This is a genomic window from Microbacterium sp. Gd 4-13, from assembly GCF_003095395.1.
GTDB lineage: Bacteria > Actinomycetota > Actinomycetes > Actinomycetales > Microbacteriaceae > Microbacterium.
In genome coordinates this window covers 379,694-400,902 of the sequence record NZ_QEIJ01000002.1, presented here as the reverse complement: position 1 = coordinate 400,902, position 21,209 = coordinate 379,694, and the positions used below count along the sequence as shown (strand labels likewise).

The 21,209-nt window shown below is 70.3% G+C and carries 12 protein-coding genes; 1 reads left to right on the top strand and 11 read right to left on the bottom strand.

The genetic code is table 11. The annotated features are described in order from the left end of the window. Positions 1-17 precede the first annotated feature (17 nt). From DEA06_RS06590 to DEA06_RS06570, 5 genes are all read right to left on the bottom strand, one after another. Positions 18-6,080 (bottom strand): Ig-like domain-containing protein, encoded by a 6,063-nt coding sequence (locus DEA06_RS06590; RefSeq protein WP_116647159.1) that lies wholly within the window; start codon positions 6,078-6,080, stop codon positions 18-20. 150 nt (positions 6,081-6,230) lie between these two features. After that, complete coding sequence (locus tag DEA06_RS06585; protein ID WP_116647158.1) at positions 6,231-8,594, bottom strand: excinuclease ABC subunit UvrA; 2,364 nt, start codon at positions 8,592-8,594, stop codon at positions 6,231-6,233. Between the two features lie 192 nt (positions 8,595-8,786). Continuing rightward, the gene (locus DEA06_RS06580) at positions 8,787-10,382 is read right to left on the bottom strand and encodes a DEAD/DEAH box helicase (RefSeq protein WP_116647157.1); all 1,596 of its coding nucleotides are present in this window, start codon (positions 10,380-10,382) and stop codon (positions 8,787-8,789) included. Between the two features lie 186 nt (positions 10,383-10,568). Next, positions 10,569-11,162, bottom strand: a complete 594-nt coding sequence (locus DEA06_RS06575; protein WP_116647156.1) for a DNA-3-methyladenine glycosylase I — start codon at positions 11,160-11,162, stop codon at positions 10,569-10,571. 128 nt (positions 11,163-11,290) lie between these two features. Continuing rightward, on the bottom strand, positions 11,291-14,830 hold the full coding sequence (locus tag DEA06_RS06570) for an LPXTG cell wall anchor domain-containing protein (protein WP_116647155.1): 3,540 nt from the start codon (positions 14,828-14,830) through the stop codon (positions 11,291-11,293). Between the two features lie 258 nt (positions 14,831-15,088). Here DEA06_RS06570 and DEA06_RS06565 point away from each other — a divergent pair, with 258 nt between their 5' ends. Beyond that, the gene (locus tag DEA06_RS06565; protein ID WP_116647154.1) at positions 15,089-15,403 is read left to right on the top strand and encodes a hypothetical protein; all 315 of its coding nucleotides are present in this window, start codon (positions 15,089-15,091) and stop codon (positions 15,401-15,403) included. A 48-nt stretch (positions 15,404-15,451) separates the two neighbouring features. On the opposite strand, the gene DEA06_RS06560 is transcribed toward DEA06_RS06565, so the two are convergent. From DEA06_RS06560 to DEA06_RS06535, 6 genes are all read right to left on the bottom strand, one after another. After that, positions 15,452-17,557 (bottom strand): acyl-CoA dehydrogenase, encoded by a 2,106-nt coding sequence (locus tag DEA06_RS06560; protein WP_116647153.1) that lies wholly within the window; start codon positions 17,555-17,557, stop codon positions 15,452-15,454. Positions 17,558-17,699: 142 nt separating this feature from the next. Then, positions 17,700-18,338, bottom strand: coding sequence for a hypothetical protein (locus tag DEA06_RS06555; protein WP_116647152.1), 639 nt, complete (start codon positions 18,336-18,338; stop codon positions 17,700-17,702). Beyond that, positions 18,335-18,790, bottom strand: a complete 456-nt coding sequence (locus DEA06_RS06550; protein ID WP_116647151.1) for a hypothetical protein — start codon at positions 18,788-18,790, stop codon at positions 18,335-18,337. Before DEA06_RS06550 ends, DEA06_RS06555 begins: the two co-directional genes overlap by 4 nt. Continuing rightward, the gene (locus DEA06_RS06545) at positions 18,787-19,239 is read right to left on the bottom strand and encodes a hypothetical protein (protein WP_116647150.1); all 453 of its coding nucleotides are present in this window, start codon (positions 19,237-19,239) and stop codon (positions 18,787-18,789) included. The genes DEA06_RS06550 and DEA06_RS06545 overlap by 4 nt, the downstream gene beginning before the upstream one ends. A gap of 4 nt (positions 19,240-19,243) precedes the next feature. Then, complete coding sequence (locus DEA06_RS06540; protein WP_116647149.1) at positions 19,244-20,866, bottom strand: hypothetical protein; 1,623 nt, start codon at positions 20,864-20,866, stop codon at positions 19,244-19,246. Beyond that, a complete protein-coding gene (locus tag DEA06_RS06535; protein WP_116647148.1) occupies positions 20,863-21,156 on the bottom strand; it encodes a hypothetical protein in 294 nt (97 codons plus the stop codon). Before DEA06_RS06535 ends, DEA06_RS06540 begins: the two co-directional genes overlap by 4 nt. Positions 21,157-21,209: the final 53 nt, after the last annotated feature.

The following is a 21,209-nucleotide window of genomic DNA, read 5'->3' as shown; positions in this document are numbered from 1 at the left end:
CTCGTTGTCTTCTCGCGCTACCAGGTCTGGCGTTCGGATTCGCCGAATCCGTCGATCTGCACCCACGCCTGCTCGCCCGGGTAGCCGAAGTAGCAGGTGAGCTGCATGCTCGCGGTGGCCTCGATGCGGTAGGACTTGCCGCTGGTGAACCGGCCCTCCCGACTGTTGACGCAGGAGACCGTGTACGTGCCGGCGGGGAAGTCTTTCGTGTTGAGCACCAGGTAGGCGCACGACGACGACGTGCAGTTGGTCTGCCCCTGCGCCGACGAGCCCTTCGTCACCCAGGCCCGCGGCTGGGGCTTGGGTTCGGTGGACGCGGACGCCGACTTCTCGGGGCTGATCTTGCCCTCCGAGTCGATCGCGCGAACGGTGATCGAGTGGGTCTGGTCGTAGCCGTTGCCGACGTTGCGCGACCCGCCGCCCGGGCCGACGTTCTCCCAGTTGCCGCCGTCGATGCGGATCTCCAGCCGGTTGATGGGGCGTCCGTTCTCCGCGGGCGGGCTCCACGACACGCGCACCGACTGGCCGGCACGTTCGGCGTTCGCGCCCGGTTGGTTGACGGGTCCGTACGGAGTCGCGGCGTTGGATGCGGCGGAAGCAGCGCCCTCGTACGTCGCGCCGTCCTGGGTCGTCACCGCGCGCACCTGCACCGTGTACTGGGTGCCGTTGGAGATCCCCGCAGTGATGCGCGAGCCGTCCCAGTCCGCGCGCCATCCGCCGCCGACGTTGTACTGGTACTTCACCGACGAACTGTTGGCACCGTTCGTCGAGCCCGGCGTGTACGACACGACGATCGCGCTGTCGTTGGTCGGCGTCGCCGCGGAGACCCCGGTCGGCTGCCCGGGCGCGACGAAGGCACGTCGTGGTGCCGACGGAGAACTGTCGGCGCCCCATCCGGCCTTGTTCTTCGCCGCGACGGTGAACGTGTAGTCGGTCTGGTTCGGATCGACCGCGACGGCCTGCGAGGTCTGACCCGCGGGGACCGAGATCGTGTTGATGACGGAACCGCCGCGGATCACGTTCAGGCGGTAGCCGCTGATCGCGTCGCCGTTCGAGGCGGGAGCGTTCCAGGTGACCTGCATCTGAGCCTGGTTCCCGACGGGCTGGAGCCGCTGGGTCGTCGGCGCCGAGGCGGCCGACGGGGGCCCGGCCGGAACCTCGCCCGCCGAGTAGCCACTCCAGCTCGAGGGCTCGGGCGCGCGGTTGTGGGCGCGCACGCGCACCTGGTAGTTCGTGCCGTTCTCCAGACCATCCCACACCACGGTGTTGCCAGTCAGGCCCGCCCGCTGCGTGAGTCCCGACGGAGGGGCGGGCGAGATCTCGAGCGTGAACGACTCGACCGGCGAGCCGGGGGTCGACGGGGTGACCCACGCGACCTCGAGCGATCTGTCACCGAACGTGAGGGTCGGGGGCTGCGGGGTGTCGGGGCGGGCATCGGGACGGGCGACGGCCGACGGCGCCGACGGGTCGGATTCGCCGACGCGGTTCGTGGCGGTGACCACGAAGTTGTACTCGACGTTGTTGGTGAGGCCGTCGAGCGTGCACGTCGTCGAGGCGCACTGCTTCGTGTACGCGCCCGAGGTGGAGGTCACCGTGTATCCGGTGATGTCGGCGCCGTTGTTCGCCGGCGGCGTCCACGACAGCACGACCGTGCGGTCCTGCACGCTCGACACCGTCGGCGTACCGGGAGCGTTGGGCTTGCCCTGCACCGTGAGGCGGATGCGGCCCTCGACCTCGCGGTCGGGGTCGCCCGTCGCATCCTGAATCCGGTAGCGAACCACCATGGTGCCGAAGAAGTCGGCCGCCGGGGTGACGGCCACCTGGTCACCGGCGAGATCGGCCGTGCCGCTGCCCGTCTCGGGGACGGCCGAGGTCAGTTTCAACGCCGTCTCGGGGAACGGGTTGAAGTCGTTCGCCAGCACGGGCACGGTGATCGTCTTGCCCTGGTCGGACTGCGGCACGATGTCGTCGTTGGCGGTCGCGAGCGGACGAGTGGAGGCGGTCACCCGCACCGTCACGGTGCCCTCGATCGGCTCGGTCTCGCCGTCGTCGATGCGCAGGCGCACATCGACCGTGGTGCCTTTGGGCGTGCCGGAGTCGGTGCCGACGCGGAGGGTCTGCCCGTCGACCGAGGCGCTGAAGCCCGACGGCGCACCGCCGACGATGGAGTACTGCATCCCGTCGAGGTCGCCCTCGTCAGGATCGGTCGTGAGCGCCCGCAGGTCGAGGCCCGTGGGGTCCTCCCCCGGCGCGACATCCATCTGGCCGTTCACGAACGTCGGCTGCTGGTTGTCGGGCGGGAGCACGGTCACCGGGAGGGTCAGCGTGGCCTTGCGCCCCTCCGGGTCGTCGGGCCCGGTGCCGTCGGTGACCTCGAAGGTGATGGCGTCCTGACCGAAATATCCGGCCGCCGACGTGTAGGTCAGGGTCGTCTGATCCTTGACGAGGTCGGACCCGTCGGCGTGGGATGCGGCGACCTTCGCCGCCTCGGTGATCACGACCGTGCGCCCTCCCGCGGCGCGCACATGGTCGGCGAGAGGAACGTCGACCGTCTCACCGCTTTGCACCTCGATGCCCTCGGTCGAGATGAGCGTCGGCGGCAGATCGCTGAGCGCGGGCACGAAGATGAAGGCCGAGGCCGTCAGGTCGTCCTGGTCCGTCAACGAGTAGGTGAGCAGCTGGGCTTCGTCGAGGATCGGGATGCGCACGATGCCGTCGGCGTTGACGGTCGCCGAGCCGTCGACGGTGATGCGCAGGGCGTCTGTCGTGCCGTCGGGGTCTTCGTCGTTCGCGAGCACGTCGAGGTCGACGAACTCGTCTTCCTGCACGTCCTGCGCGCGCACCCGGTCGTCGCGGGCGATGGGTCGCTGCAACGGCACGTCATCGGCGACCGTCACCTGCAGCACCGCGCGCGCCTCGGCACCGCGGGCGTCGCGGATCGTGTACTGGAGCGAGGTCTCCATCGGCTCGTTCGGCGACGTGACGACGACGCGGTCTCCCACGACCCTCGCCTGGATGCCGTCGACCTCGGGGAGGATCAGACCGTTGCTGATGAGCGAGATCGCGTCGCCCTCGGGGTCGGAGTCGTTCGCCAGCACCGGCACGGCGACTTCGCGCCCCGGGCGCATGATGACGGAGTCCTTCACCGCATACGGCGCCTGGTTCGTCACCTCGGTCGGAGCGATTCCCACGCGGATCGACGCGGTCGCCTCCGCCCCGCCGCGGTCGCGCACCCGATAGGTGAAGGCGTCGGCCCCGGTCTCGTCGTCGAAGGCCTGGTAGACGAGGAAGTTCGCGCCCGTCTCGGAGACGCGCCCCTTCGTCGGCGCGGAGTCGAGGCCGACGAGCTCGACGGAGTCGCCGTCGGGGTCGAGACCGTCGAGCGGCACGGCGATGCGCACCTCGGAGCCGCTGAGCACGCGCGAGGTGATGTCGCGCGGACGCGGCGCCTGGTTCGTCTCGAGGTTCGCCGGGAGCACCTGGATGGTGATGTACCCGGCGTCCTTCTGCCCCGTGGAGTCGACCGCCTCGTAGGTCGCGTAGACCGTGCCCGGCTGATCGCTCGCGCGGAAGCGCACGGTGTCCTGCGAGACGAAGATCTGCCCCTGCTCGGGCGTCGGGAGGGGCTCGACGAGGTCGGGAGCCACGTGCATCGTGTCGCTGTTCGGATGCGTGTCGTTGTCGAGCACGGGGATGGTCACGATGTCGCCCGCGCGGACGACCGCCTGGTCGTCGTTGGCGACGGGCGGCTCGAGCTGCTCGGGCGCGGGCACGGGGATCACGACCACCTCGCCCTCGGCGGTCTGCGACCCGTTCGAGATGCGGTAGCCGATGCGCGTCTGCTCGCCGAGCGCCGCCTGATCGGTGATGCGCAGCGTCTCGTGGTTGAGCACGGCGACCGAGATTCCGCTGTTCGGGTCGACGGTCACCGACTGCACGACGAGGATGCCGCCGGAGGGGTCGATGTCGTTGGCGAGCACGTTCACGAGCACGTCGGCGCCGCTCGTGAGGAGAGCGACGTCGCGGACGGCGATCGGCGGGAGATCGGTGTCCGCGTCGGGGAGCACGTCGACGCGCACCAGGCCGGGTACGGCGTTCGCGCCCGACGACACGAGGTACTGCGCGTAGTAGGTGCCGGGGGCGTTGGAGCGGAACGTGAATGTCTTGTTCGCGAAGTCGGGGACGATCTCGGCGCCGGCGACCTCGTCGACGCGAGTGAGGCGCAACGGCTCACGACTGGAACTGGTGTCGTTCGTCAGCGGTGCGACCGTCGCCGTCTGGCCGACGCGGACGACGACGTGGTCGGCGTTCGTGACGGGCACGGTCGACCCGGGCGGACGGATGTCGACCCGGAGAACGCCCTCGCCGACGTCGGTGCCGTCGGAAACGACGATCGGCACGTCTTTGCGCCCCTGAGCGCCGCCGATGGCGCGATAGGAGATGCGCCCGTCGGACGTGAAGTCGGCCTCATCGCCGCCGTCGGGAGTGACGCTGCGAAGGAACACCTCGTCGCCGTCGGGGTCGGTCCAGTCGGGCAGCACGTTGTACGACACCGCCGCACCGGCCTCCACCACGACCGCGGTGACCCGCTTCTGCACGGGGGGCGAGTTGATCTCCCAGCCGTGCACGTCGAGCCGCACCGTCGCGGTGTCGGTGCCGCCCCGACCGTCGTCGATCTGGTAGACGAAGGAATCGCTTCCCGAGGCGTCTTCGGGCACGGCGATCTGGAGGGCTGCGCCGTTGTTGATCGGCTGCACGTTGCCGAGCCCGGGGCTGCCGTTGGGCAGGGTCACAGTGAGCACGTCGCCGTCGGCATCGGTGTCGTTGTCGAGCACGGGCAGCACCGTCGTGCGACCCGGGCGCACCCCGAAGTCGTCGTCCGTCGCGACGGGCGGGGTGTTGTTCTCGGTGCGCTCGGGCAGCGTCGTCTCCACCGTCTGCTCGGTGGTCTGCTCGTCCTCCTCGGAGTCGCCCTCAGGGGGAGTGATGTCCTCCCAGTTGTCGACGCGCTGCATGCTGTCGCTGGCCATCCACGCCGCGCCGCCGATGATGTCGTTGAGCACCACGACGTCGCGGTTCTGACGGAACGTCAGCTGAGCGGTCGGATCGATGTCTTCGATGTCGACCGCGAGGTCGTTGGACTCGTCGGAGCAGTCGCGGACGAACCGGGCCGACCCGCCCCAGGCGCCGTAGGTGCAGCCGCCGAGGAAGACGGGAGCCGCGGGCGTGCCGTCGCCGCCTGCATCGGTCTCGACCGGTTCGGATCCGTCGAGCGGCACGCTCACGAGCTGTGTCGCGGTCGCCACCGTCACCGACGTCGCCGCCGGCGACGGCTGCTGAAGCACGGCCGTGCCTGCGCGGGGCACCTCCGTGCGGGTGCCGCCCGAGGTGTAGACCGTGCCCGTTCTCTCGTCGAGGACGGCGGCGGTCGTGCCGACGACCGTGACCGTGAGCTCGGCGTCGGCTTCGATCCCGTCCAGACCCCGTCGCTGCGGGTCGCCGGGCTCACCGGCGTCGTCGAGCGGCACGGTGACGATCTCGCGCGACTCGGGCGAGACGGCGTAGACCGTGCCATCCTGTCCGACCGTGATGTCGGCGCCCTCGCCGAGCTCGATCGTGGGCTCGGTGCCCTCGACCGTGAATCCGGACACCCCCGCCGACGGCAGGACCCACGCGGAGCCGGACGAGGGGTCGAGCACCGCGAGAGTCGAGCCGCCCAGCACGGCCTTGGCGCCGGCGGGGATGTCGGCGGAGTCGGTCAGCACGACCATCGCCGGGTCGACCGTGGTCACACTCTGCTCGTCGGTGACGAGCACCGTCGAGCCGTTCTGGGCGACGTCGTAGTCGTCGCTGCCGGCGCGGAAGCCTCCGTCGAGCACGCGTGACTCGTGGTTGAAGTGGCCGACCATGAGCGAGGACTGCTTGGTGATCCAGACGCCGCCGTCGTGGAGATCCACCTCGGTGGTCGGGTTGCCCTCGTAGACCACCGCCAGGGTCGCGATCGCGACCGCCGACACCGTGACGATGCTCGCGGACGCGATGGCGCGGCGTCGTCGGCGGAGCCATGCGAAAGATCTCATGGCGGCGTCCTCCCCCGGGGGCCTGAAAAAGACTCTGCGGCCCGCAGAGGAGCGCGGGCGGTGATGTGCCCGGACAGCCTAACCTCCGACATCGACGCCGGGGAACCGAGGGCGACTCCTTGTCATGCCTCCGCGCGGCGTGGTAATCGCTCAGGCACCGACGTACTGACGCAGGTGCCTTCCCGTGAGCGTCTTCCCCGCGGCGACGAGATCGGCGGGTGTGCCCTCGAACACGACCTCTCCCCCGTCGCGGCCGGCGCCGGGGCCGATGTCGATGATCCAGTCGCCGTGAGCCATCACCGCCTGGTGGTGCTCGATGACGATCACGCTGTTGCCGGCGTCGACCAGCCGGTCGAGCAGCGAGAGCAGGTTGTCGACGTCGGCCAGGTGCAGGCCCGTGGTCGGCTCGTCGAGCACGTACACCGCGCCCTTCTTCGCCATGTTGATGGCGAGCTTCAGGCGCTGCCGCTCGCCGCCCGATAGCGAGTTGAGAGCCTGGCCGAGGGTGATGTAGCCGAGTCCGACGTCGATGAGGCGCGCGAGCGTCACCTGTGCGGGCCCTTTCGGGAAGAACTCGGCGGCTTCACCCACCGACATGTCGAGCACCTCGGCGATGTTCTTGCCCTCCAGGGTGTACTCCAGCACCTCATCCGAGAAGCCGCTGCCCTCGCACACCTCGCAGAGCGTCTCGACCGTGGACTGGAACCCCAGATCGGTGATGATGACCCCGAGCCCCTTGCACGCGACGCAGGCGCCCTCGGAGTTCGCCGAGAACAGGCCCGGCTTCACGCCGTTCGCCTTGGCGAAGGCGGCACGGATCGTATCGAGCAGACCCGTGTAGGTCGCCGGGCTGCTGCGCCGCGACCCCTTGATCGCCGTTTGGTCGACGACCACCACGTCGTCCAAGCGCGGCAGGTGCCCGTGGATGAGCGATGACTTGCCCGAGCCGGCCACTCCGGTGACGACCGTCAGCACCCCGAGCGGCACGTCGACGTCGACGTTCTTCAGGTTGTGCTGGGTGGCGCCGCGGATCTCGAGCGCCCCCTTCCGTGCCCGCGTCGAGGGCTTCAGCTGCGCGCGATGGTCGAGGTGCCGCCCGGTCAGGGTGTCGGAGGCGCGGAGACCGGCGAGGTCGCCGGCGTACTGGATCTCGCCGCCGGCCCGGCCTGCACCCGGGCCGAGGTCGATCACGTGATCGGCGATGGCGATGACCTCGGGCTTGTGCTCGACGACCAGAACGGTATTGCCCTTGTCGCGCAGCTGCTGGAGCAGCGCATTCATGCGCTCGATGTCGTGCGGATGAAGGCCCGCCGTGGGCTCGTCGAAGACGTAGGTGACGTCGGTCAGGCTCGAGCCGAGGTGACGGATCATCTTCGTGCGCTGCGCCTCGCCGCCCGAGAGCGTGCCGCTCGCGCGGTCGAGTGAGAGGTAGCCGAGGCCGATGTCGACGAAGGAGTCGACCGTCTCGCGCAGACCCTGGATGAGCGGGGCGACCTCGGGCGCGTCGACCGTGCGCAGCCAGGCGGCGAGATCGGTGATCTGCATCGCCGCAGCATCCGCGATGTTCACCCCGCCGATCTTCGACGACCGGGCGCCCTCGTTCAGCCGGGTGCCGCCGCACTCGGGGCAGGCCCGAAATGTCACGGCGCGCTCGACGAACGCGCGCACGTGCGGCTGGAGCGCATCGCGGTCTTTCTGCAGCATGCTCTTCGTGATCTTCGGCACGAGACCCTCGTAGGTCATGTTCGTGTTCTGGATCTTGACCTTGACCGGCTCTTTGTAGAGGAAGTCTGCGAGCTCCTGCTCGGTGTAGTGCTGGATCGGCGTGTCGGCGTCGACGAACCCCGACTCGCTGAACACGCGCACCATCCACCCGTCGGCGGTGTACCCCGGCACCTTGATCGCGCCGCCCGAGAGCGAGAGCGTCTTGTCGTAGAGCTCGTCGAGGTCGATCGCGGTGGCCTCGCCGAGCCCTTCGCAGCGCGGGCACATGCCGCCGGTGATCTCGAACGACCGGCGCTCTTTCCTGCCCTTGTTCGGTCCGGTGCCGATCGTGATCGCCCCCGCGCCCTTGACCGAGGGCACGTTGAACGAGAACGCCTGAGGCGAACCGACGTGCGGCGTGCCCCGTCGGCTGAAGAGCATGCGCAGCATCGCGTGGACGTCGGTCGCCGTGCCGACGGTCGAGCGCGCATTGGCCCCCATGCGCTCCTGGTCGACGCGGATGGTCGCGCTGAGATTTTCGAGCGCGTCGACATCGGGGCGCGACAGTTGCCCCATGAACTGCTGCACGAAGGTGGGGTAGGTCTCGTTGATGAGGCGCTGAGACTCCGCCGCGATCGTGCCGAACACGAGCGACGACTTGCCCGACCCGCTCACGCCCGTGAACACCGTCAGCCGTCGCTTGGGGATCTCGACGTCGACGTTCTTGAGGTTGTTCTCACGCGCGCCGACCACGCGGATCACCTCATGCGCGTCGGCGACGTGGACGGATGCTTCGGATGCGGCGGCCATGGGATCTCCCGGGTTCGTCCTATCCCCACAGTGTGACGCACCCCGCCGACGCCGTGCTTCTCGGTTCGTGACCGGTTCGCCGCATCCGCTCCCGGCGTTTTCCCCGTTCACATGCCACAACACCCGGACGCAGCGTGCTGCACGTCCGGGTGTTGTGGCATCTCACCGCGTGAGCGGTGCGAGCGCGCGAGGTCAGCCCTGCGCGCGACGGTTGGTGCGGGGGCTGCGCGAGCCGACGACCATGCCGGTCGTGGGGGCACCGCTGGCAGAGCGACCGGCGGCCGGACGCTGCGCGCCCGCGCCCTTCAGACCCGCGCCGCCGCGACCGGAGCCGCCGGAGCGTCCGCCGCCGGAGCCGCCGCGACCGGCGTGGCCGGCAGACGAGTCGGAGCGACCGGATGCTGCGCCGCGGGGCGCGTCGGAAGAGGTGCGAGCGGCGTCGCCGCCCTGACCGCGGCCGCGGCGGCTACGGCCGCCGCCCTGTCCGGCGGGGGCCTCACCGGAGCGGACGGCGCGCTTGCGCTGCGCGTTCGCGCCCTGCGAGCGTCCGCCGCCACCCTGCTGCGGGGGCTCCTGACGGGGCGCGGGGGTGACGTACTCGGCGACGTCTCCGACGAGCGCGGTCACCTGGGGCGAGGTGTGCGTGACGGGGGTGGGGGTCACCTTGATGGCGGCCTTGCGCAGGATGTCCTGCGTGTCGCGGCGCTGCTCGGGGAGCATCACCGTGACGACGTCGCCCGCGCTGCCGGCCCGAGCCGTGCGGCCCGAGCGGTGCAGGTACGCCTTGTGCTCGACGGGCGGGTCGACGTGCACCACGAGCGCGATGTCATCGACGTGCACACCGCGTGCGGCGACGTCGGTCGCCACGAGCACGCGGGCGGTTCCGGCGCTGAACGCGGCGAGGTTGCGGTCGCGCTGCGGCTGCGAGAGGTTGCCGTGCAGGTCGACCGACGGGATGCCCGCGTCGGTCAGGGTGCGGGCGAGCTTCTTGGCCTGGTGCTTCGTGCGGGTGAAGAGGATGCGGCGGCTCGAGCCCGATGCGAGGGTCTTGACCAGGTGCTTCTTGGCCTCGGCGTCGGCGGCCTCGAAGACGTGGTGGGTCATCGCCGCGACGTGCGAGGTGGCCTCGTCGACCGAGTGCAGAACCTCGTTCTGCAGGAAGCGGCGCACGAGCTTGTCCACGCCGTTGTCGAGCGTGGCCGAGAAGAGCAGCCGCTGCCCGTTCTTCGGCGTCTTGTCGAGGATGCGGGTGACGACGGGGAGGAACCCGAGGTCAGCCATGTGGTCGGCCTCGTCGAGCACGGTGATCTCGACGTCTTCGAGCGAGACGAAGCGCTGGCCCATGAGGTCTTCGAGGCGACCGGGGCAGGCGACGAGGATGTCGACGCCGGCGTTCATCGCGGCGACCTGGCGCGACTGCGTGACGCCGCCGTAGATCGTGGTGGTGTTCATGCCGTAGGCGGCGGCGAGCGGCGCGATGACGGCGTCGATCTGGTTCGCGAGCTCGCGGGTCGGAGCGAGCACGAGGGCGCGGGGCCGGCGGGCCTTGCGCGCGGTCTTGTTCTCACCGAGGCGGGCCACGAGCGGCAGCGCGAAGGCGAGGGTCTTGCCCGAGCCGGTCTTGCCGCGACCGAGCACGTCGCGACCCGCGAGGGTGTCGACGAGGGTGTCGGACTGGATCGGGAACGGTTCGTTCTTGCCCTGCTCCGCGAGCACGCGCACGAGCGGGGCGGGGAGCCCGAGCTCGGCGAACGTGGCGGGAGAAGTGGTGGGGGTATCGATGGACATGCGTCTCCATGGCTGCACGCGCGAACGCACGCAGTCCGGGATAGGTTCGCCGCGCACGAGAAGCGCGAGCGAGAAAATGGCGAAGGCGTCGGGTCGACGCATCCGTTCGCCGTAGAAAGTCAAGGGCGGGATCGCCGCTGCGTTCGACGACGCAGGGAGCAGAATTCGCTCCGCAGTGCTTCCAGTCTAGCGGTCGGCGACGAGTGACGCTGCGCGCCAGCATCCTGCCACGTGGTCGTCGACCATTCCGCCCGACTGCATGAGGGCGTACATCGTGGTCGGGCCGACGAAGCGGAACCCCCGTCTGCGCAGCGCCGTGCTCAGCGCGACCGACTCGGGCGTCGTCGCCGGCACATCGGCGAACGTGGCGGGAGGCGCGGACGGATGCTGCGGGGCGAACGACCACACGAAGGCGTCGAGCTCGCCCGGCGCCATGGCCTCGACGAGCCGCGCGTTCGCGATCGTGGCCAGGATCTTGGCGCGGTTGCGGATGATGCCCGCGTCGCTCATGAGTCGCTCGACGTCGCTGTCGTCGAACGCGGCCACGGCGCGGGGCTCGAACCCCGCGAAGACCTCGCGGAACCGCGGGCGCTTGCGCAGAATCGTGATCCAGCTGAGGCCGGCCTGGAACCCCTCGAGGCTCATCTTCTCGAACAGCGCGCGATCGCCGTGGAGCGGGGTGCCCCACTCCTCGTCGTGGTACCGCTGGTACTCGCCGTCGTCGCCCGCCCACGCGCAGCGCGCGACACCGTCGCTGCCGACCCGCACGTCTTCGTCCACGCCCGCCACCCTAGCCCCGGCCAACGACACGGCCCGAGGGTGCCCGTTTCCGCCAAGAGTGCCCGGAAGTTCGGGAACTCTCGGCAGGAACGGGCACTCTCGGCGAGCCCGAAGCCGGTGATTCAGCGTCAGGCCGCGCGGCGTCGGGCGACCATCCGCGTGCCGAGGCCGGCGGCGAGCAGGAGGCTCGCGCCGAACACCAGCGCCCAGAGGTTCACGTCCGAGCCCGTGGCCGGCAGCACCGCGGGCGACCCCGCGGGCAGGCCGACCGTCGGCGGGAGGTCGACGCCGGGGACCACCGGCGGGGCGACCGTGATCGGTGCGACGGCGACGGCCCAGACGATGCCGCCGACGGGGCCGCCGACCTCCCCGGGTGCCACGCGGTACTCGCTGGCGGCGGCGAACAGCGCCGCACGGCCCGTCGCGGGAGCCGCCTGCTGCTCGGTGACCTCGAGGACGGTGCCCGTCAGGCTCACCGCCGCGACGTCGACCACCCGGAACCCGGCGGGAACCGTCGGACGGATGCCGTACTCGGCAGCGCCGAACACGGCGACCTCACCGTCGTCCTCGGCGGCGATGAACGCACCCGAACCCGGTGCCAGCTCCGACCCCGCGGCCGTCGCGCCGTTCGCGAGGAACTCGACCTGCGCGCCCGGCACCGAGCCGAGCGAGGTCGCATCGACCACCGCGGCGGTCTGCAGCACCGCGGCTGCGCCCACGAACACCTGCGTGACGTCGGAGTCCTCGGTGTCGGCTGCCACCTCGATCGGGATCGCGCCGACCGCGGCATCCTCGACGACGATCGGAGTCGTCGTGCCGTCCGCGGCGATCAGCGAGCCTTCGAACGAGACGGTGGTCGTCTCGGCCTCCACCACGTCTCGGTACGACGCGAGATCCGTCGCGTCCCAGACCGCGAGAGCGGCCTCGGGAAGCTCGAGGCCGGGAAGCCCCGCGGCCTCCGGAGCTTCGACGGTCTCGGGGATCTCGACGTAGACCGTCGCCTCGCCCGGCGCGATGCCGCTGAAGGCGTAGGTGCCGTCGAGCGACGTCGTCGCCCACCAGTCGCCCGCAGCATCCTGCAGGTAGACCTCGGCGCCGGGCACCGCGGTGTCGGTGCCCGATTCGTAGACGCCGTCGAGCGCCACATCGAGGAAGTACGCCACATCGACCGAAGCCGTGGGGATCTCCTCGAGCGTGACGACGAACGTCGGAGCGGAGAAGTACGACGCGGCGTCGGCCGTGTCGAGCCAGAAGACGGTGCCGCCCTCGTCGCGCACGTCGATCTCGCCGGCGCCCTCGCTGTTGGTCTCGCGAGCGGTCACCTCGGCGACCGCGTACCCGGCCGGAGGCGTGACCCGGACGCCGATCTCATCGGGCAGGTGGCGCACGTAGTACGAATCGGCGAACGCCTCGTAGGTGCCCTCGCCGCCGGTGAAGTCGTATTCCGTCGCCGGATACCACCGGCGGTCCGAACCGAGCTCGACCTCGACGTCCGATGCCGGCGCGCCGTCGGCGTACTCCACCTCGGCGGTTGCGCGCAGGGCGGTGAAGCCCACCTCGAGCGCCGCCCCCTGCTCGTCGACCGTGACGGTCGCCACGGCCTGCGCGTACGCCGAGCCGCTCTCGTTCGGGAGGCGCTCGATGTCGTCGGCCGACTCGGCGTCCGTCGCGTCGAAGAAGATGCTGTCGAAGGCAGAGTTCGGGTGGACGAAGTACACCTTCGCCTCACCGACGGGTACGTCCTCGAAGACCTGGTCGCCGTTCGCCTCGGTCGTCGGCGAGATGATCGCGCCCTGTGCCGTGACCAGGCGCGAGATCCGCGCGTTCGTCTCGTCGGAGCGGCCGTCCTTCGCGACCTTGGAGGTGTCGAACACGCCGTCGGCGTAGCGGTCGTCGAACGAGGTGATGCGCACGTCGGCGGTCGGCACCTCGACGAGCGTCACCGTGAAGGTGGGGTTCGAGAAGTACGACGACGCGTCGACGGTGTCGATCCAGTAGGCACCGCCGCGCTCAACGACGTCGATCGCTCCGCCGTCCGCCGCGGTGACCGCGCCGATCCGGTAGCCGGCCGGCGCGGTCACGCGCACGCCGAGCTCGTCGGGCAGGTGGCGCACGTAGCCGTTGCTGTCGAAGGCTTCGTAGGTGCCCTGGCCGCCCGCGAAGTCGTACTCGGTGGCGGGGAACCATTCCCCCGCCGAGCCGAGTTCGACCGTCGCCCCCCGCACGGGCGAGCCGTCGGCGTACTCGACCGCGGCGACCGCGCGCAGTGCCGTCATGCCGACGACGAGCTTCGCGCCGTCCTCGTCGAGATCGACCGTGGCCACCCCCGTCGGCGAGCCGGTCGAGCCGCCGAGCGGGAGTCGCTCGATGTCATCGGCGCTGGCGGCGTCGGTCGCGTCGAAGAAGGCGGCGCTGACGTAGCTGTTCGGATCGAGGAACTCCACCTTCTTCTCACCGATCGGCAGGTCGGCGAAGACGAAGTCGCCGTCTGCGTTGCGGGTGGCCTGGAGCCAGGTGCCGTCCGACTGGCGGATGCGGGGGCCGAGGTCGCGCTTCGCGTCGGAACGTCCGTCGCGTCCGGTCTTGGAGGGGTCGTACACGCCGTCGGCGTAGTAGTCGTGGAACTCGGTGACAACGAGGTCGGCGGTCGGAAGTTCCTCGAGCGTGACCGTGAAGGTGGGGTTCGATGTGTAGGTCGAGGCGTCGGTGGTCTGCAGCCAGTACGCACCGTCCCTCGACGTGACCGGGATGGGGTCGATGTTGCCGCCGGAGGAGACGGCGGTCACCTCGCCGACGCGGTAACCGGCCGGTGCGGTGACGCGTACTCCGAACTCGCCGGGAAGGAGGTAGACGTACCCGCCGTCGAGGTGCTCGTAGCTGCCCGGCTGGAAGTCGTACTCGGTCGCCGGGAGCCACTCCCCGTTCGCGCCGAGCTCGACCGTCGCGCCCGTCGCCGGGCTGCCGTCGGGCAGCTTCACATCGGCCACGACGCGCATGCCCGAGATGCCGATCGTGCGCGCGGTGTTCGTCCCGTCGCCGACGGTGACGGATGCTTCGGCCCTCGGGTCCCAGCTGCTGCCCACCTGGGTCAGCTTCTGGAGGTTCGCCGGGTCGGTCGCATCGAACAGCATGGCGTTGACGGGGACGGTAGGGTACTGCACCTGCAGCCGGGCGCCGCCGGCGGGCACGTCGTCGAAGAACCACGTGTCGCCGAGCGGGGTGGCGGTCCAGGTGGAACCGTCCGACGCGATGAGCGTGGGGGCACCCAGGTACTGCCGGATGGCGTCGCTCTGGCCGGTCCGGCCGACCTTCGACGCGTCGAACACGCCGTCCTGGTAGCGGTCTTCGAAGACCGTCACGGTGAGGTCTCCGACCGCGGCGGCGGCGATCGCGGCGTTGACGGTGCGCTCCGCGGCCTCGGCGAGCGATGCGGGAGCGGCGGGGACGTCCTCGACCGCGACCTCGATCGGTTCGGCAGAGGGGACGGGCTCGGCAGAGGGGGCGGGCTCGGGAGACTCCGACGCCTCGGGAGCCGCGGTCTCGATCGGAGCGGGCGTCTCGGTCGCGGCATCCTCGAGAACGGAAGCGCCGGCGGGGCTTGCTGCGGTGGCGACGAGGACCGCGGCGATCGCCGCTGCGCCCCATCCGGTGATTCGTGCGTTTCGCACCAGTGACTCCTGTGATTCGGTCGACAGGGGGCGCCGCGGACATAGCGACCCTCCCAACCTATGAACGGAGCGCCGTGGGCTGTCCGTTCGGCACCACCTGTTCACCCACCCGTCCGCCGCCCTTTCCCCGACGCCCACCGGCCACCGGCCACCGCCGAAGGTGCCCGTTCGCGCCGAGAGTGCCCGCATAGTCGGGCACCTTCGGCCCGTTCGGGCACTCTCGGCGAGCACCGAGCCGGAATCGGGCACAGTAGAGCGATGAACGACGCACCCGGCACCCGCGCCGAAGACGTCCTCGAGGCGCGCCTCGATCGCGCGAAGATGCCGACCGCCCTGCGGTGGGGGCGCAACGCCCTCGCCTTCGCCGTGTCGACGGTCAGCGGTGGGGCGGGAGACGACCTGCTGCCGGGCCTCGAACTCGTGGTGAGCAGGCGCGATACCGGCGCTGAGGTGCTGCGGGTCAGGGCGGGTCAGTTCGAGGAGGCCGGCCACCTGCTCGAGCACACCTGGCGCGACCTCGCCACGATGACGGTGGAGGAGTTCGTGCGCTCCTGGAGGCTCATCGACGAATGACGGATGCTGCGAGCCCTCCCCTGCTCGCAGCATCCGCCGTCTTCGTGCCTACTTCGCCGTGGCCTTCTTCTCGGGGATCGGCGCCCGGCCCGACGCCTCGAGGTCGGCGTAGTACCGCTCCGCCTCGCGCTGACGCTCGCCCTCGGCGCCCGAGGCGATCGGTGCCCGCACGTGCTCGGGCTCGTATCCGAAGGCGTCGACGAGGTCCTGCGCGTGGGGGCGCAGACGCGTGCACAGCCGGTCGATGTAGCTCGACACGGCCCCCGCCCGCTGCGTCGACAGGCGCCCGTTGATGAGGTACCACGCGAGGTGCTTCTCGACGAGGCTGAGCCCGAAGAGGTCGCGCACCCAGGTGAGCACCTTCTTCGTCCCCGCGTCGTCGATGCTCTCGATCGCGTCGGTGAAGGCCTCCCACTGCAGCAGCTCGCCGTGCGCGCGTGCCGCCTCGATGAGCTCGGCCTGGTTCTGGTTGAACAGGGCCGCTGCCTCATCGCGGGGGAGCTTGGATGCTGCGCGCAGTCGTCCGGCGACGTCGGAGACCATCTGCTGCACCCGGTCGGTGAGCAGCTCGTGCTGCTGGTCGCCGCGAAGACCCCGCTCGACCGCGCGGGCGGTGGAACCGAAGTCGGTGACGGCCTGTCCGAGCTGGCGGAGCCCGGCTCCGTGGAAGAGCTTGCCCGCGGTCTGCCCCACGGCGTACGCGGCGAGTGCGCGTGCATCCTTGCCCTTGAACTGCCGGCCGTAATCGGCGAGCAGACGCTTTCCGACCAGCTGCAGCAGAACGTTGTTGTCGCCCTCGAACGTGACGTAGATGTCGAGGTCGCTCCGCAGGCCCGTGAGGCGGTTCTCGGCGAGGAAGCCCGATCCGCCGCACGCCTCGCGCGCCTCCTGCAGGGTGTCGAGCGCGTGCCACGTCGAGAGGGGCTTGAGCACCGCGGCGAGGGTCTCGAGGTCTTCGCGGTCGGCGTCGCTGTCGGTGCGACCGCTGAAGACCCCGTCGAACTTCTTCAGGAACTCGTCGTGCGCGAAGATCTCGGCGTAGGTGGTGGCCAGGCGCGGCAGCAACCGGCGCTGGTGCTTGCCGTAGTCCAGCAGCACGACCTCGGGCGTTCCGAGGCCGGAGTCGAACTGGCGCCGCTGGTTGCCGTAGGTCACGGCGATGTTCAGACCGAGCGCCGACGCCCAGGCGGCGGAGCCGTCGAGCGAGATGCGGCCCTGAACGAGCGTGCCGAGCATCGTGAAGAAACGACGCCCCGGGCTCGAGATCGCGCTCGAGTACGTGCCGTCGGCGGCCACGTCGCCGTAGCGGTTGAGCAGGTTCGTGCGGGGGACGCGCACCTGGTCGAAGTGCAGCCGGCCGTTGTCGATGCCGTTGAGGCCGCCCTTCACACCGTCGTCCTCGCCGCCGACGCCCGGCAGGAACTGCCCGTTCTCGTCGCGGATGGGCACGTAGAAGCAGTGCACGCCGTGGTTGACGCCGTTGGTGATCAGCTGCGCGAACACGGTCGCTGCGATGCCGTGGAGGGCGGCGTTTCCGAGGTAGTCCTTCCACGCCCCGCGGAACGGGGTGTGGATGACGAACTCCTCGGTCTCGGGGTCGTAGGTCGCGGTGGTGCCGATGGCGGCGACGTCGGAGCCGTGGCCGGTCTCGGTCATCGCGAACGCGCCCGGGATCTCGAGGTTCATCGCACCCGGCAGCCACTTCTCGTGGTGCTCCTCGGTGCCCAGCTGGTAGATCGCCGCGCCGAACAGTCCCCACTGCACGCCCGACTTGATCTGCAGGCTCGGGTCGGCGGCGACGAGCTCTTCGAAGCCGGCGATGTTGCCGCCCTGGTCGTCGTCACCGCCGAATCGCGTCGGGAAGGCGCGGTGCACGGCCTTGTTCTCGACGAGGAGGTGCAACTGTCCGAGCACGCGCTCGCGGTGCTCGGCCACGGTCTGTCCGTCGATCCGCCAGAAGGCGGGGTCCTTGATCATCTCGCGCGCCTGGCGGCGGACGTGCCCCCAGGTGCCGAGCAGCAGATCGGTCACGCGCTCGGTGTCGATGCGCGGCTCGGATGCTTCGGCCGCGGTGTGCGCGGCGGTCGGCGCGCCTCCGGCCGGGGTGCGCCTCGCGGTGGACGGAGTTTCAGGACGGACTGCGGCGTCGGTCATATACAGCACCTTCTTCGGCGAAACGGGATGGTCCAACGGTAGGACTCCCACAACGCTCCATCAACACCCTTGGCTACCCCCTACAACGCCCTCGGACCCGTGCGAACGGACCGGTTGTGCGGTCCCGACAGATGCGCGCCGCTTACTGCGCGTTCGCGAACGAGGCGGCGAGCGCCACCGAATCGAAGAGGTTGCGCATCGCGTGACGGATCTCGCCGAGTGGTGTGGTGAAGCTCGCGAGCACGACCTGCTTCGAACCGGGTACCGCGAACCAGTAGTCCGCCTCGAACCGGGTCGCCGTCGCCGTGACGTCTGCGTCGACGACGGTCTCGTCGTAGGTCCGCTCCAGACGCAGCATGCTCGCGCGCGGGCCGTCGAGCCTCGCGGCTGTCTCGACGCCGTCGACCTCGAGCGTCTCGAAGCTGCGCAGCAGCGCACCCAGTACGGCGTCGGGCGAGGTACCGACGGCGGGACTCATCCGCATGCCCGACGGAGCGTGCACCGTGAGCGCAGCCGGGGTGGCCAGGTCGGGAACGATCTCGAGGCACAGGAACAGAGCGTGCGCCTCAGCATCCCTCGCCGCATCCACTGCCCGCTCGAGCGCGTCGCGGATGCGTCGACGGGCGAGGACGGCGTCGTCGGCGACCCCGACCACCTCGCGGGTCACCGCATCGACCTCGACCGCGGCCGACGCGCCGTCGCGCGGGTCGAGCGCCAGCCAGCGCCCGGGTAGCTGGAAGGTCAGCGCAGGCGGCCGACGCGTCGGGGTCGCACCGCTCATCCCTCTCCCGCCAGCCGGGAGAGCCGGTCGGGCGAGAGCACGATGAGCTCGTGGCCCGACCGCAGGCCGAGCTCTGCGGCGGTCGTGTCGTCGAGACGGATCCGGGCGTGCGACCTCTGCTGATCGCTCGTGAAATCGGACGGAGCACCCTGGAGCAGACCGATGGAGACGCGGTGGCGTGAGACCTCGGGGTCGGCGGCCAGCACCGACGCCGCCGCGCGCACCACACCGACCACGGCGGCATCGGTCACGTCGTCGAGGTAGAGGGCGACGGCCACCTCCGTGCGCCCCGCGCCGGGGTGGCTGAGTGTCGCGGTCGCGTCGTTGACGTTGCCGATACCCGCGAGCTCGGCCTCGAGGTCTCCGAGTTCGACATCGGCGGCCGCACAGGCCGACAGCGCCAGCATCCCGGCGACGGTCACGACGCCGATCAGCGCGCGGATCGACCTCATGAGCCCTCGGCCAGACGGGCGATGTCTTCGGGTGACAGGCGCATCGACTCGCCGAATTCGAGCCCCAGCTCGTCGTAGACCTTCGAACTGGGCCTCACTTTGCCGCGAAGCTCCTGGCCGCTGTTGTCGTAGTCGCCCGGGACACCGTCGATGAACATCACCGTCGCCCCGTGACGGGCCGTCGTGGGGTCATCGGCCAGGGCGGGGATCGCTCCTCGGATGACCGAGGTGAATTCGGCGTCGCTCGGGTCGTCGACGAACAGCCGCACGACGACCTCGGTGTTCCACGGTGCCCCCGGATGCCCCACGTCGGCCGAGACCGCATTCACGCCGTCGACCTCCTCGAGGTGGGCCGCGAGATCGCCCATGTCCGGCGATGCCGCGCATCCCGCCAGCGACAGGGCACCCAGCGTCAGTGCAACGCCCAGGACGACTCGGATGGATCTCATGCGTCTAGGAACCTCTCGTGTAGGACGCCGAATAGACGTCCTCATAGCTTCCCTCGTCGGGGTCGGCGAAGAAGATCTCGTCGCCCTGACGAGGCTCGGGAAGATACCGCTCCGCCTCGGCGCCGTACATCGTCGAGTCGTGGATCGGCCACACGAGCGGGCGGTAGGTCTGCCAGTCGTTGTCGAGGCGCACGTAGTCGACGGGCTCGAGGCCGAGGAACTCGAGCGTGTGCACGGGGTCGATGCCGTTGTTGATCTGCGTGACGCGCACGTCGGGCGGCATCGCCGAGTAGTGCTTGTCGATCGCCGAGCCCGCGGCGAACACCGAGTCGACCCGATCGACGACGCGGGGGTCGGTGGCGAGGTCGCCCGCCATCATGCCGCCCAGCGACCACCCCGTGAACATGATGGGCGCGTCGCTCTCGAAGACGCCCGCCTCGGTCATCGCATCCCATACCGCGTGCTCGTACTGGGTCGGAACGCCCGGGAACATCGAGAGCATGACGTCGGCGCGCAGATCGTTGAGTGAGCCGCCGCTGTTGAGCGGGTTCCAGTTCTGCGTGCTCGGCAGCTGCACCCGCCACGAGACGATCTCCCCCGCGGCGTTGCGGACGGCGACGACGCGGATCTCGGTGCTGGTGCCGTCGGCGCTCGCGGAATCCTGCTCGGCGAGCTGCGCCATGACGCCCTGGTAGTCGCGTGCTTCGAGCCGATCGTTGTCGGCGTCGGCATCGGCATCGTCCGTCGGCGCCCCGCTGGTCCATCCGCCGGAGGTCTGCTGGGGCCGCCCCACCGTCTCGGAGAGCACCGCGAGCAGGAGCGCTGCAGCCAGCAGACCTCCGAGGAGCAGGAGACCGACCAGACCGAACGAGGCGACGACGAGCCCGACCACGAGCGCGGCGACCAGCAGCAGAGCGATCACCACGAGCGCCGAGACGAGCGCGCTGAGTGCCTCCATGAGCGCGTCGACGACGACCGACAGCACCTGCGACGCCCACTCGCCGACCATCTCGAAGAAATCCCCGACCGGCGACCAGAACTGGTCCCAGTTGTCTCCGAACGAGTCGGCGCCGTCCTCGATCGCCGTCTCGATCGCGCCGATCGCCCGGTCGGCCGCGTCGTAGATCTGCTGACGCGCATCGTTGAGCACCCGTCGCGCAGCGTCGACCGCACCGCGGGCATCGGCGAGATCACCCGCCGCCGACAGCATCCGTTCGTCGAGCGCGGTCGTGGACTCGCCCGCCGCCTCGGCCTGGACGAGCTCGTTGCGGAGGTCGCCGATCTCGGATTCGAGCCGGTACGAGCGGTCGGTCTCGGCGTCGGCATCGCTGACCGCGCTGCGTGCCGTCGCCTGGATCGTCTCGAGTTCGACGGCGAACGTGGTCAGCGCCGTCGCCGTTCCGTCGTAACGACCGTGTGCGCGCCGGAGCCCGGCCGATGCGTCGTCCGCCGAGCCTCGGACGGCATCGATCGACTGGGCGGTCTGCCCGTCGACCAGGTCGAGCAGAGCTTCGGCGGCGCGCGAGATGGCCTCGGCGGTGAGCTGGAGGTTTCGGGCGCGCGTCTCGAGCTCGGCGGGACGCCCGGCGAAGACGTCTTCGTAGTCGACGGCGAGTCCCGAGCTCACGGGGCGCCGTCCGTATCGCTTGCCTCGGCCATGCTCTGGTCGAGCTCGGTCATCGTCTCGTCGATGGCCTGCAGCCAGTCACGGACGGTCGTGAGCTGTTCCTCGAGCTTGCCGCGGTTGTAGTCCCAGTTGCCGGCGAAGTCGCGCACGGTGCGCTCCAGGCGATACTCGCCGGTGAGGGCCCCGAGGTCATCACCCACCCGATCGGCACTCTGGAACGTCGCCAGCGCACCGACGACCCGGCTCTTGGCCGCACGCAGCTCCGTGAGGTCCAGCTCGAGGTCGCTCACCGGTCCCCCTCAGCGGTTCGTCGGTCGGGTGGCTCGAGCCCGAGTCTAGCGAG

Bases quoted from the DNA above. Each gene is read 5' to 3' on its own strand.
- DEA06_RS06590 (WP_116647159.1), bottom strand. From the start codon at position 6,080: ATGAGATCTTTCGCATGGCTCCGCCGACGACGCCGCGCCATCGCGTCC.
- DEA06_RS06585 (WP_116647158.1), bottom strand. From the start codon at position 8,594: ATGGCCGCCGCATCCGAAGCATCCGTCCACGTCGCCGACGCGCATGAG.
- DEA06_RS06580 (WP_116647157.1), bottom strand. From the start codon at position 10,382: ATGTCCATCGATACCCCCACCACTTCTCCCGCCACGTTCGCCGAGCTC.
- DEA06_RS06565 (WP_116647154.1), top strand. From the start codon at position 15,089: ATGAACGACGCACCCGGCACCCGCGCCGAAGACGTCCTCGAGGCGCGC.
- DEA06_RS06560 (WP_116647153.1), bottom strand. From the start codon at position 17,557: ATGACCGACGCCGCAGTCCGTCCTGAAACTCCGTCCACCGCGAGGCGC.
- DEA06_RS06555 (WP_116647152.1), bottom strand. From the start codon at position 18,338: ATGAGCGGTGCGACCCCGACGCGTCGGCCGCCTGCGCTGACCTTCCAG.
- DEA06_RS06550 (WP_116647151.1), bottom strand. From the start codon at position 18,790: ATGAGGTCGATCCGCGCGCTGATCGGCGTCGTGACCGTCGCCGGGATG.
- DEA06_RS06545 (WP_116647150.1), bottom strand. From the start codon at position 19,239: ATGAGATCCATCCGAGTCGTCCTGGGCGTTGCACTGACGCTGGGTGCC.